Raw genomic sequence first — 12,708 nt, 5'->3', positions numbered from 1 at the left:
GGGTTTCTTTGAGTCACCGGAAATGCGATCGCTACTTGATATTGAGAAACCCGGTTTCTTACCAAAACTTAGGTGAGGATACGAAGATGGTCGTAGAAACCCGGTTTCTTTGAGTCACCGGAAATGCGATCGCTACTTGATATTGAGAAACCCGGTTTCTTACCAAAACTTAGGTGAGGATACCGAGATGGTCGTAGAAACCCGGTTTCTTTCAGTCACCCGAAATGCGATCGCTACTTGATATTGAGAAACCCGGTTTCTTACCAAAACTTAGGTGAGGATACGAAGATGGTCGTAGAAACCCGGTTTCTTTGAGTCACCGGAAATGCGATCGCTACTTGATATTGAGAAACCCGGTTTCTTACCAAAACTTAGGTGAGGATACGAAGATGGTCGTAGAAACCCGGTTTCTTTGAGTCACCGGAAATGCGATCGCACAATTTATCAACCAGGCTTCTTATATAACGTCCGGTTCATTCATCAATCTCAAATAAAGAACGAGACAAACCGGACTGTCGAATAATCGATCGCAAAGTTCCAATTTTTAATTCTTTATAATTGGGAACGGGAATGGTTATTGTTGATTCGGCTTCCCGCCGTTGCATGATAATATGACTGCCACGCCAACTCGACGAAACCCTGTTCTTCTAAAATTCTGCACACTTCCTTCGCCGATAAAACCCTCAACTTACCCAACTGTAATCTCCATCGACTCAACGAAAACCTCATTATTATTGAAACGACGTTCAATTTCCGAAGCATCAGCCATCTCCAAAAAAAGTTCGATCGCTTCCATTAAATTCGATCGCGCTTCTTCCACCGTGTCACCTTGACTCGCCAGATCGAGTTCGGGACACAAAGAAAAATATCCGTCGCCTTCTCTCTCAATAATTGCAGTTAACTGTCGAGTTTTTTGCATTAGCCGTGAATCAACCGGGAACATTAATTATAATTATACCTAAAGTTTAACAAATCTTGGAGCGATCGCCTTCTTCTTCCCCCAATGCGATCGCCTAACTCGAACCGGAAGCCAGGGTATACTGTATCAATTTCCCAAAATGGCTAAAATCAAATATCAGATACAGGTCAAAGATGATGGTACAAACCCAAGGGCGATCGCTCACACTCCCAGAATTTCTGGAATTGCCGGAAACCCAACCCGCCAGGGAATACATCAACGGCAAAATCATTCAAAAACCCATGCCCCAAGGAGAACATAGCACATTACCGGGAGATATCCTCAGCCACTTGAATGGGATATTAAAGCCTCCGAAAGTCGCCCGGGTTTATCCTTAGTTACGCTGCACCTTTCGAGGGCGATCGCTGGTTCCAGATGTATCCGTTTTCCAGTGGGAACGCATTTCCCGCCTGGCTGATGGCCGAGTCAAAAATTATTTTAATCTCCCGCCAGATTGGGCGATCGAAATTCTCTCTCCCGATCAAAGTCAAACCAAAGTCATTCGCAATATTCTCCACTGTCTCAATCACCGAACTGAGATGGGTTGGCTTTTAGACCCCTAGGAATCCTGCATCTTTGTCTACAGTGCTACTAATTTAGTACAAGTCCTTGAATACCCGGAACAGGTTTTACCCGTCCCAGAGTTCGCCCAAGCCCTTCAACTAACCCTAGGAGAAGTATTTGACTGGTTAAAAGGATAGCGTCTTATAAGTTTCAACTGTTATTTTAACCCTGACTTTCCCTCTGTTCTCATGGGTTAAGGAAACGCTATATATTTTCTTTAGCTATAAAATCTTTTGCCCAACATAACCAATAAGAATAGTTCCAGGAGTTAACGGAAAAAAATAGAGTCTCCAAGCCCCAGGAGTCATTCTCAAGTGTAAACTAAATAAACGCCATTGATCATCGGGACATTCAATCGTTAGTTGATTTTGAAAATTTTGCAGTCTTGAATCACTTTCTGGGGTGGCTTTGCTAGAAAGAGTGTCTAAATTAAATCCCTCTTCCGTCCAATTTTGGGCAGCTTCTTCAAGTTCAAATAATCGTTTTTTGACCTGTGTTAGCATCGGATCACCATAACGAAGAATGTTCATCTGTTGCTTTACTGCTGGACAAAACTCCAAATGAGGAAATAAATCGTCTCGACGTTGCCAAAGATCTCCTCCATCTCTTACGCTGGTTCGTATTTGATTTTGAATCCAGTTGATATGTGCTGGAATATGCTGAGTTTGACTGGCATGAAAAACGTTTACTTGTTCTTCAATTAAATTATCATTTTCATCCAATTGGATAATATCTAGTGTTAAATGACTCTCATTCCAGATGGGTTCGGAAAGTAGACTCACAGCCAATGAATCACTAACCCATGCAAAACCTAGTCCGGGAGCGACGTTACCTCTGTAGGAAATATCTGATAAATCAAACTTACTTTTAATATCTTCAGCAACATCAGTCCAGAAAGGAGCTTTTGTTGTCAACGATCGAAAAAAACGTTGTTCTTCGCGATTGACTTGGGGATCGTTGCGCCATTTGGCGAGAGGATATTCGGGAGCAAGTTGTATGCTATTGATATCATCTTGGGTACGAACTACTCTCTTAACACCACTACGGGTTGCTTGACGTAAAGTTTGAATAAATACAGACATCCATTGTCTGGCTGTGGGAATATCTGCTGCAAGAGTCCGCAGAGAAAGTTCATTCAATACCATTTCTACAGTCATTTACTCTTCTCCTACGGGTTCTAATAAAGCCTCCAAACTTTTGTCCCATTCATCAAAGAAACCATCGGGCCACTGGTCGATGCGTCCATTTTGATCAATGTGGGGTGAGACGACCTCAATATTCGATTCTCCTCGCATTTCTTTCCGTTCAAAATAATGTAGTTGCACGTCACCCGGAGCAAGTTTTCTGCTGTGAACGGCTAAACGAATACCATTCAAAATATGATCGCTATGAGTTTCTACGACAATCTGAATTCCACAACTAGCCGCGAGAGCCAACAACTCTCCCATCTTGGCTTGTCCTTTGGGGTGTAGATGCGCTTCTGGGTTTTCTAGCAAGATTAAGGTTTCTGGTTTTGAGGCTAAAATTGCGACAATAATCGGTAAAGTATAGCTAATCCCAAACCCTACATTTGTAGCCCGGTAGAGGTTGCTCAACCCGTAAGAATATTGCAAACTAACTAAATCTAAATCCGAACTATCTTTGATATTAATTCGGGTTCCCGGACTAATTTCTCCCATCCATGCTTCTACTTGGTTAGTGAGCGTCATAGATTCTTCATCAGGATGGCGTAATGTTTGATGTATAATCTCATCTCGATAAACAGATAAAAAATGAGGTGTATATTGTCCTTTAGAACCGAGTTGTCTATGTTGTCGGACTTGAGATTCTGATATTTCTAGATAAGTACGTGGACCAATTCGTTCTGCTTGAAGATAATGAAATTTATCGCTAAATAAATTGTATTGTTCGGCTTCGTCTTCTATTGTGGATTCGCTAATTTCTAAAACTTCTACTTCTCGATTATACTTAAAACACCATTTTGCCTCAGTTTCGTTTTTCCAGATAATCTCAAAACTGATGAAATCTTCTGTAGCTCCTTCAAACAGAGCATCTTGTGCTGTTCCAATACAAACTAAATCACCATTTAGGGCTAAACCTGTATCGAGTAATAAGTCTTGTTGATAAGATTGGCGCAGCAATAGCAATGCTTGTAAAATAGAGGACTTGCCACTACTATTTAATCCAGATAACAGTGTCAGATTTTGGAAGGCTAGGGATTTATCTTCAAAACACTTAAAATTTTGCAACCGTAATAATTTAATCATGTCAATACCTCTTGTATTAAGTTTTCAATACGACTAAATCGAATATCTACTTTGTTGGTGACTTGCGAAATGGATTCCAGAAATTCATCATCAGAATCTACTAAGTTCTTAAAGCGATTTATGACATCATCTTTTTTATGTTTCAAGGTTTCTATTTCTGAATCTTTAAGCTGGCTTAAATTGACAGACCAAGCCTCAAATAATGCTTGATTCACTGGATAGCGTCGGGAGGTGTTGTTGGATAGCTTGCGAAAAGCATCGTCCCCAAAGATATCATAGGCAGCTATCATGGCTTTGGTGAAATCATGCTCAATTTGTTCGAGTTTATCATCAGAAATCTTCTGGTTAATGATAGTCATGGTTTCCACTAAAAATTTATCACGACTTTCAAAGTTTTTATATTTGGTGTAACCATAAATTTTGTGAGCCATAAAACCTAGTATAAATTCCCGATCAGACATTCGTTTTTGTTTTTTTGACTGACTGAATTTAGTAGCTTTTAAAAATTCATGAGACTTCGCCAAACGTCTTAACATTTCTGTAACCTTACCTTGGTTTAAAGCATGACGAATTTCTTGCGGGGATAGCGGTACTCCTCCTGTATTAATTCGACGGAAAATGTTGTATTTAACGGCTGGAGGTGTTCCTGGTTCAATAGTAGAGAGGGTTAATTCAGTTTCCAGAATACGACGTTGATATTTGCGGGGAAGTTCATCATATTTTTTATGTTCAAGTTCGCTGAGATACTGAAGTCCCGTTAAGACTAAGGTTTGATCAAAGATAAATTGCTTGAGGGCCGTTAGTCTTTGTAAGCCGTCAATGACTAGCCACTTATCATCATCAGTGGCATCTATATAAAAGGCAGGTAAGGGAATGCGGATTAAAATAGACTCGATGAGTCTGCTTTTTGCATCGTTAGTCCAGATAGCCTGACGCTGAAAATCAGGAGCTAAATCTAGCTCTTTATACTCAATCCGTTTGAGGACGAGATCGATGGTTATTTTACGAGTGTCAACCCGAATTTTTGTGGGATCAAAAGGTTCATTGAGTCCCTCATCGTTGCTTTCTACCTCGTCATCGATATCTATCTCGTCATCAAAATCTGTATTCAAGTTATTATTTTCTGTCATGGAGTCGTCTCCTAATATTGACGATATATTGATGATTTTTTTTGGCGATGATCATGCTATCCATTCATTAATTAATTTCAGGAATGACGGGGTATTTTATGTTACCACAAAATATTGAAATATTTTACAATTATATAAAACACACGGGAAAATAACAGTATTTTTTTCTATATGTCAACCTTTTTATAGAGAAATTTTTAAGCCTTAAAGACGATCGCAGGGTCTACGCGAGTGACTTTTTGGATAGCAAAGAAAGCTGAACCGCCACACATTACTAAAGTTAAGAAAAACACCCCTACAGCAGAAGCCGGGGTAATCAAAATCAGAATACCTTGGGTAGCAGAAGCCCAACTGGCGACACCTAAACAGAGAGCCATTCCGGGGATATAGCCGAGAACAGCCATCCAAAAAGCCTGTTCTAAAATCACAGAATAAAGCAGGCGATCGGGAGCGCCCATAGCCTTGAGAGTACCAAATTCTTTGATATGGTCAGCGACGGAAGCATAAAGAATTTGAGCTACCACAATCATACCCACCAAAATTCCGACCACAGCCCCTAAACTCAAAACGAAACCCACTCCGGTGCGTTTTTGCCAGTATTCTTGGATTTTTTCGGCGATTTCTTCTCTGGTATAAGCGCGTGTATTGGGGAGAGTAGCTTCTAATGCCGCTTGTAGTTCCTGTAAGTCTTGATTGGGTTTGGCTTTCACTAAAATATAAGTAATCGGGTCGGTTAATGTTAGGGGTCTAGGTTCAGGAGAAATATCCGTTTGGGTTTGGCGATCGCCAGAATCATCAAAAACATTAACACAGTTAAGATTGCCATTCTCCAAAGTGCATCGGGTCTGAGTTTGTAGAGGTACACTAACATAGGCGTTAGCATTTTTCAGGGAAGTAAAGACGAAAATACTATTAACAATGGGTTGAGTCCCTTGAGTTAATCCGACAATCTTGGCTTCTAAGCCAGAAATAGTAACCGTATCTCCCACGCCACTAACCCGTAGGGAGTTTAAATTACTCTCATCTACCATTACCCTATATGGTTGTTTGAGAGATGCCAAATCTCCTTCAATAATATTCCAGGGAGCAAACAGTTTCCCGTCAGGGTTAGAACCGACTAAATTAATCGCTTGAATTTGACCAGTCGGATCGCGCCAACGCGCACTTTGAAAAATTAGAGGTTCTGCTAGTTCTACACCGGGAACGTTTTGGGCTTTGGTGAGTTGTTCTAGGGCTAGTGGCATGGTCAGATTGAGATGCACCATGTCTTCGGAGGTAATCCAAATATCGGCGCTAGATCTATCAATCAGCATGGATGAGGATTGCACAAATCCGTTGAGAATGCCATTTTGAATGGTAACTAAACTCACCGCAAACATAATCCCAGCCTGAGCCGCTAGGAAGCGGGGAATATCTTCGATGAGGTTTTTGCGAGCAATGGAAGCCATAATTATTCAGTAACTACTATAACTGGTATTTTAGCTTGACAGAGATATCAACGACAATTCCGTTGAATATGGGTTAAATATCGGTTTTCTGAGTTAGCTGATGTACCAGTCTTGAGTGGGGACGAGAAAGTTATGAGGTCTATGGTGAGCGGCGACTCGTGTAACTGACTCACTTCCTTGGGGGGAGACAGAGACAGAAGCTACAGAAGCTAATTGAATTATAGTGCATCCCGGAGATTGGTTTTAACTAAAGTAGTTTTACTCCAATCAACATCTTCAATATGAGCGCGATTTATGGTGACTGAAAATAGAACGGAATTAGAGAAGTTTGCGCCGCGTAAATCTGCTTCGGTTAAGTCAGCGTATGCTAGTTTAGCGTAGCTTAAATTGGCACCGCGTAAATCTGCCCCTTTGAGATTGGTTTTGAACAATTTAGCTCTGGTCAAGTTGGCTTCTCTCAGGTCAGAATAAAGTAGTTTAGCATTGCTTAAATCGGTGTCGGACAAATTAGCTTTACAGAGGTTAGCAAATAGATGGGTGTTGCTAAGATTAGCGCGACGGAGATTAATGGATTTGAGGTTAGCCTGCCAGAGGAGTAATTCTTTTAAATTGGCTCCTTCGAGGTTTACCTCTTGTAGGTCTACGCCGATGAACCCTCGTTTACCACTAGCATAAAGCTGGAGTAGTTCGGCGGGGGTTAGGATTTTATGGGGTAATGGTTTGTCCCAGTAAGTCATGCCTGTAGTTCTTTTGCTCCCAATTATAAGGTCAATCAACCCCAATTGTGGTTAATTTTTGGGCGAATTTTTTAAAGGCGTGGTTGAGGGTCATCAATGGAGTTATCCCATCTAATTGGTTTGTTTAGATCGGGTGGCTGCTCAAATTCAATATTGGGAGATACTGACCTAGGCGGAGTAGGCTGTTGATTGGGAACCGGAGTCGGTGGGTTTAACCAAGATTGCCAATCGGAAATTTGAGCTTGAGCGGAATTATAAACGGTACTACCTGGGGGAATCATTTTTAGGGTTTCTATAGCCCCAGGTATATCATAAATCGCCTGATCTAATCCGCGAGTAAATAAGGTTTGACTCCAATCATTAATGAGCTGATCTGCACGCCAACGCCACGAACCAGAAGGAGAAACTCGGTCGGCTAATTGAATGCCACGAATTAACCCATCTATAGTGCCAGGAATGGCAGAAGTTTCGGCATTTTCTAAATTTTGGATATCCTGTAATTGCGATCGCCATTGGTTAATATCAGCCCTGGCTTTTTCGTACATCAATAAACCGGGTCTAATTTGTTCAGCCACAGCAATAGCATTAGCAAAATCACCCTGGGCGGCTAATTCTTGAGCGCGGTCGAGAACCGGTTGAAACTCTAGGCGCTCACTTCTGACACGCCACTCTTTAATCTGTTCTTGAGCCTCATCATATAATGCCCGACCACGACCAATTTGAGAAGCCCTTTCTACCGCCGCCTTGAGAGAATCAACATCCCCAAAACTCGCCAACTGTTCCGCGATATCCAATAATGGTCTATCTTCGATTTCCTCAATTTTCCGATTCCATTGGCTAATATTTTTCCGGGCTTCACTACCACGGGAATGAGAAACCGGGATTAGTTGCAATTTAGCGATCGCCGCCCTTAAATCCGGTATAGTTTGGCTACGGGCTAATCTTTCCGCCTCATTGAGAATTGTCAGATCAGCAATTTCCTGCTGCCAGCCCCGAATATATTGTTGTGCCTTCCAGTATAACGGCCGATTACGTTCAATAGCACCCGCTTGAGCGATCGCATCTGTCAGTCCTTCTGGGGTATCCAGCAGCGCCGGAACATGGGCGCGGGCTAAAACGATAAAATCCTTAACCTCCTCGGTCAGGTTAGCACTGGTGGGAATTTTATTCACCGTAGCGATCGCTTCTTGCCATTGACCCTGATTCAGGATATCTTCCGCTATAGTCATAATCGACTTACTCAAAGCCGAAACTTCTTTTTTCGCCTGATCTTGCAAATAGCTCTGATCAGAAATTTCCTCTAGCTTTTTAATTGCCAGTAATAGGTTATTAACCCCCCCTTGATTCCCCAAACTTCGGGCTTCTGCCAATTTCCGACTATCTTCCCTGGCTATCTGTAGCAAATCCGTTAATTTCTGATATCGCACCGTTTCCCAGTAATTATTCCCCACATTCAATAACTGGGTAGCTTCCCTAAATGCCAAATTCAACTCTTCTCGGCGCATCAAATCTTCAACCTTGCGGTAAATACCCTCAGCCTTTTTCCAAATTTCTTGCCACTGTTTAATCCGCTGTTCTACACTAGCTGATGCGGAAGTTTGCGGGGGAATCTTTTTCGCTATCCGAATTGCCTCAGATAATTCTCCGGCTTGAAACTGAGACTCTGCCAAATTCATAATACCGATCGACCATTTGTCAATGTGGCGGTTAATTTCCGGGCGGAGGGGATGGTCTTCTGGCAGGACACTCACCAACTCAAAGGCTAGGAGGAAATCATCTAAAGTGTTTTTACTGGCAGCCATTTCAGCGCAGTACAGACGCAGAGATGCCGAAGCCAGTGGCCAAAAAATCTTAGGACAGTTAGGTAAAGCAGGCGATCGCAACAGTAACGTACTAGCCACATAAGCCACCCCTGGGGGAGTCGCCAACACCAACAGCAACCCCAACAACGGCAGAGATGCCATAATGGGGTTATTTCTCTTTGGTGAAGGCGTTTCCGGTTCAACAGTTGGGGGAACCACTGTCACCAAAGCTGATGATACAGTAGGCTCTGGCTGCACGACTTCCGGTTCTGGCGGTGGTGAGGGTGGCTGATTCATGCTTTGCGACTCTAGCAGCATCCGCAGTTCTTTTAACCGTTCTTTACGGCTTTTACGTTGTGGCTGTATTTGTTCAGAACTTCCCCGCACCAATTTTGGTGGCGACCCTACTCTGTCAGATATCGCTGGTGGTGTCGCCACTTTTGGGGAACGCAATTCCAGCCAACGGTTTTGTTTCGGTTTCCTGTCAATCATAGGTTAAGCCATCCTCACGCTGCATTCACCCCCTACCAACTATCCACGGGGAAAAAGTAAGGTGCTGCTTGATTTTTATAGCACTGTTAGGAAAGCGATCGCAATCACCCCACCTAGGGAATTACAGCTTGTTCACCAGTCGCTTAATACATTACCCTCACCCTAAATCTGGATCCCAGAGACGGAGAGGGACTTTGAGAGGTGATCAGATGATTTCTGAACAGGTTGTATTTTAGCCTTGGCTTCTAATCCCCTAGGGAAGTTTTCTATAAAACCCTGCCAATCTTTTCGGACAACTGATCGTGATCCTGGTTCAAGTCTCGGATCAACTTATGGAGATCTTCCGTAGTGGCGTGATAAATCTGGCCACAAAATTCACATTTAGCCTCTGCGCCGCTATCCTTTTCAATCATATCTTGTAGTTCAGCTTGTCCAAACATCTTGAGACCACCTAAAACCCGTTCAAAAGAACAGCCACAATGAAACTGTAGCAATTGGGTTTCCGGTAGAATATTTAACCCCAAATCTCCTAGCAATTGCTCAAAAATATGGGGGAGAGTTTGACAGGCGCGCAACAGAGGCGTAAAACCAGATAAGGCACCAATTCTCGATTCTAATAACTCTATCAGTGCTAAATCAGTGGCAGCTTTGGGGAGGATCTGTAATAACAGCCCCCCAGCCGCCTGTACGCCTTCTTTATCCACAAATACCCCTAACACTAAGGCTGATGGGGTTTGTTCTGATGATACCAGATAATGGGTCAGGTCGTCGCCGATTTCTCCTGACACCAGTTCAACTGTACTGGAGTAAGGATAACCATAGCCAACATCCCGCACTACATAAACATAACCATTTTTACCCACTGCCCTGCCAACGTCTAGTTTGTCATAAGCATTGGGCGCTAACTCGATTTCTGGGTTCCCAACATAACCCCGCACAGTGCCATCGAGTCCCGCATCGACTACAATACCTCCTAAGGGTCCGTCCCCTTGAATTTGAAGATTTATCCGTGACTCGGGACGCTTCATATTAGAAACCAGCAACAGACCCCCTGCCATTGTCCGTCCTAGGGCTGCTGTGGCTACATAGGATAGTTTATGCCGTTTTCTCGCTTCCTCCGTTAGACGAGTGGTAATTACCCCCACAGCGCGAATACCGCCGTCAGCCGCTGTAGCACGTATAAGTTGATCAGCCATAGTTTTTGGAAAGTTGATGATTGACAATTTACAATTTACAACTTACAATTATCCATAATCCATTATCCATTTAGTTCCCGCCTGCGCCCTATTCCTTGATAGCCGGAGGGGTGAAGCGGGTTTACTCATCATCACAAACAAATAATTAATTTCCCCTAACCCTAGATATCCCTTGTCTTGGGGTCATGGTGCTGGTTTTCCGGTTATGATGCACCGGATAGGCTACCATGGGTGAGGTGCGTCAGTTGGCGAGATGGGCGGTGATGATTGCCATTTTCTGGTTATGACGCACCCTACTAGAACTGCTATAATGGGGAGTGGTTTGTGATCCGACAAGTGCGATCGCTAACTGGTTTGATCATGGTGACTTATGCTGGGTAGTTTTCAAAAAAGCAGTCTAAGGATTGAGGTAGATGCCTCCGAGGCGACTATTCGCGAAAGTCTGTTGTATCCCCACCACGTTCAACAGTGGTTGTGGCCTGTGCAATTTTCATCAGGACTCCCCCAACAGTTTAATGTGGGTCTAAAGTTCACCAGTTCACTGGGTCCGGTGACCATTAAACATTATGTTGATGTGGCTGAGTCTAACTGTTTGCGGTTTCTCCTCAGTGGGGGGATTGATGGCTTTCATGAATGGTATTGGGGAGAGGGTTGGGTACAGTCCCGCTTAGAAGGTGTTTCTGTGTTACCTCTCAATTTAGGACAAACGGTTAATCTCACTCAGTTACGGGGATTTCTGTTAACTAAAAAGCCACAATCAGCCGATTAATTTTTAAGCACAGGGTAGCTATTTATGATCGCAGTTGAACCAGCTTTTAAACCTTTACTGGGGACATCTTTACCTGAACTGACTGATTGGGTTCAGCAACAGGGACAACCAGCTTATCGGGGAAAGCAATTATATCAGTGGATTTATCAGAAAGGGGCTAAATCCCTTGAGGAAATAACTGTGTTTCCCAAACAGTGGCGATCGCAATTAGCCACCATACCCGTTGGTCGTTCAACTATTCATTATCGCGCGGTTGCTAGTGATGGCACGATTAAGTATTTGCTGAAATTATCCGATGGTCAAATTATTGAAACTGTCGGCATTCCTACCCATGACCGCTTAACGGTTTGTGTTTCTTCTCAGGTGGGGTGTCCCATGGCTTGCGATTTTTGCGCGACCGGAAAGGGGGGGTTTTTCCGTAACTTGGAAACCCATGAAATTGTAGATCAAGTTCTCACGGTTCAGGAAGATTTCCAACGCCGTGTCAGCCATATTGTCTTTATGGGTATGGGGGAACCTTTACTTAATACTCAAAATGCGATCGCTGCTATTACCTGCTTAAATAGAGATATTGGTATCGGACAGCGAATGATTACTCTTTCCACCGTAGGCATTCCCAACCGCATCCGCCAATTAGCCGAATATCAGCTACAAATTACCCTGGCTGTTAGTTTACACGCTTCTAATCAAACTCTCCGAGAACAACTGATTCCCAGCGCCAAAACCTATCCCCTAGAATCCCTCATCTCTGAATGTCGAGATTATGTGAAATTGACCGGGCGGCGGGTAAGTTTTGAGTATGTGATGTTATCTGGAGTTAATGATTTACCTAGCCACGCCACCGAATTAGCCAGCCTTATGCGGGGCTTTCAAAGTCATGTTAATCTGATTCCCTATAACCCCATTAATGAGGTGGATTATCAGCGCCCTAGTCCCTCACAAATACAGGATTTTTTCAAGGAATTGGAACAGCGACGGGTAGCAGTCAGCGTTCGCTATTCTCGCGGTTTAGATGCTGATGCCGCCTGCGGTCAACTGCGGGCTTCTCAGACAATTAATAATTAATAATTAATAATTAATAATTAATAATTATCAGTTACCCCTTGGGTTCAAATATCCAGGGGAATGGCTGACAATTCCAAGGCATAAATAGTTTCCCCCTGAAACTGAGAAACTCGCACAAAGTAGGTTCCCCGTTAATAATTAATAATTAATAATTAATAATTAATAATTAACAGTTACCCCTTGGGTTCAAATATCCAGGGGAATGGCTGACAATTCCAAGGCATAAATAGTTTCCCCCTGAAACTGAGAAACTCGCACAAAGTAGGTTCCCCGTTAATAA

At 43.1% G+C, this 12,708-nt stretch carries 12 protein-coding genes and 1 pseudogene; 4 read left to right on the top strand and 9 right to left on the bottom strand.

What is annotated here, in order from left to right:
* The first annotated feature begins 109 nt into the window (after positions 1 to 109).
* Positions 110 to 241: a hypothetical protein gene (locus ACTIE0_RS17270; protein ID WP_006625587.1), complete on the top strand. Its 132-nt coding sequence runs from the start codon at positions 110 to 112 to the stop codon at positions 239 to 241.
* A 232-nt stretch (positions 242 to 473) separates the two neighbouring features.
* Here the strand turns inward: ACTIE0_RS17270 and ACTIE0_RS17265 are convergent, their stop codons facing one another.
* Both ACTIE0_RS17265 and ACTIE0_RS17260 read right to left on the bottom strand, forming a co-directional pair.
* A complete protein-coding gene (locus ACTIE0_RS17265; protein WP_006625586.1) occupies positions 474 to 605 on the bottom strand; it encodes a type II toxin-antitoxin system HicA family toxin in 132 nt (43 codons plus the stop codon).
* Between the two features lie 83 nt (positions 606 to 688).
* Complete coding sequence (locus ACTIE0_RS17260) at positions 689 to 919, bottom strand: type II toxin-antitoxin system HicB family antitoxin (RefSeq protein WP_006625585.1); 231 nt, start codon at positions 917 to 919, stop codon at positions 689 to 691.
* Positions 920 to 1,095: 176 nt separating this feature from the next.
* Between ACTIE0_RS17260 and ACTIE0_RS17255 the strand changes: the two are divergent.
* A pseudogene (locus ACTIE0_RS17255) lies at positions 1,096 to 1,659 on the top strand (Uma2 family endonuclease).
* 84 nt (positions 1,660 to 1,743) lie between these two features.
* On the opposite strand, the gene ACTIE0_RS17250 reads toward ACTIE0_RS17255, so the two are convergent.
* The 7 genes from ACTIE0_RS17250 to hslO all read right to left on the bottom strand — a co-directional run bounded on the left by ACTIE0_RS17250 (position 1,744) and on the right by hslO (position 10,594).
* Positions 1,744 to 2,679, bottom strand: coding sequence for a hypothetical protein (locus tag ACTIE0_RS17250; RefSeq protein ID WP_006625583.1), 936 nt, complete (start codon positions 2,677 to 2,679; stop codon positions 1,744 to 1,746).
* On the bottom strand, positions 2,680 to 3,789 hold the full coding sequence (locus tag ACTIE0_RS17245; RefSeq protein WP_006669942.1) for an AAA family ATPase: 1,110 nt from the start codon (positions 3,787 to 3,789) through the stop codon (positions 2,680 to 2,682).
* On the bottom strand, positions 3,786 to 4,919 hold the full coding sequence (locus tag ACTIE0_RS17240; protein ID WP_006669943.1) for a DUF262 domain-containing protein: 1,134 nt from the start codon (positions 4,917 to 4,919) through the stop codon (positions 3,786 to 3,788). Before ACTIE0_RS17240 ends, ACTIE0_RS17245 begins: the two co-directional genes overlap by 4 nt.
* Before the next feature lie 197 nt (positions 4,920 to 5,116).
* Entirely contained in the window at positions 5,117 to 6,367 is a 1,251-nt protein-coding gene (locus ACTIE0_RS17235; RefSeq protein WP_006625579.1) for an ABC transporter permease, read from the bottom strand.
* Between the two features lie 218 nt (positions 6,368 to 6,585).
* Positions 6,586 to 7,104 carry a pentapeptide repeat-containing protein gene (locus ACTIE0_RS17230; protein ID WP_006625578.1) on the bottom strand — a complete coding sequence of 173 codons (519 nt, stop codon included), beginning with the start codon at positions 7,102 to 7,104 and terminating at the stop codon, positions 6,586 to 6,588.
* Positions 7,105 to 7,175: 71 nt separating this feature from the next.
* Positions 7,176 to 9,398, bottom strand: coding sequence for an AAA family ATPase (locus tag ACTIE0_RS17225; RefSeq protein WP_006625577.1), 2,223 nt, complete (start codon positions 9,396 to 9,398; stop codon positions 7,176 to 7,178).
* A gap of 266 nt (positions 9,399 to 9,664) precedes the next feature.
* On the bottom strand, positions 9,665 to 10,594 hold the full coding sequence (hslO, locus tag ACTIE0_RS17220; RefSeq protein ID WP_006625576.1) for an Hsp33 family molecular chaperone HslO: 930 nt from the start codon (positions 10,592 to 10,594) through the stop codon (positions 9,665 to 9,667).
* Between the two features lie 370 nt (positions 10,595 to 10,964).
* Between hslO and ACTIE0_RS17215 the strand changes: the two genes are divergently transcribed.
* On the top strand, positions 10,965 to 11,363 hold the full coding sequence (locus ACTIE0_RS17215) for a hypothetical protein (protein ID WP_006625575.1): 399 nt from the start codon (positions 10,965 to 10,967) through the stop codon (positions 11,361 to 11,363).
* A 24-nt stretch (positions 11,364 to 11,387) separates the two neighbouring features.
* A complete protein-coding gene (gene rlmN / locus ACTIE0_RS17210) occupies positions 11,388 to 12,428 on the top strand; it encodes a dual-specificity RNA methyltransferase RlmN (protein WP_006669944.1) in 1,041 nt (346 codons plus the stop codon).
* The last annotated feature ends 280 nt before the right edge of the window (positions 12,429 to 12,708 follow it).

The sequence above is a fragment of the Limnospira sp. genome, assembly GCF_051859755.1.
Taxonomy (GTDB): domain Bacteria; phylum Cyanobacteriota; class Cyanobacteriia; order Cyanobacteriales; family Microcoleaceae; genus Limnospira; species Limnospira fusiformis.
The sequence above is the reverse complement of the archived record's forward strand: the minus strand, read 5'-3'. Positions and strand labels throughout refer to the sequence as shown.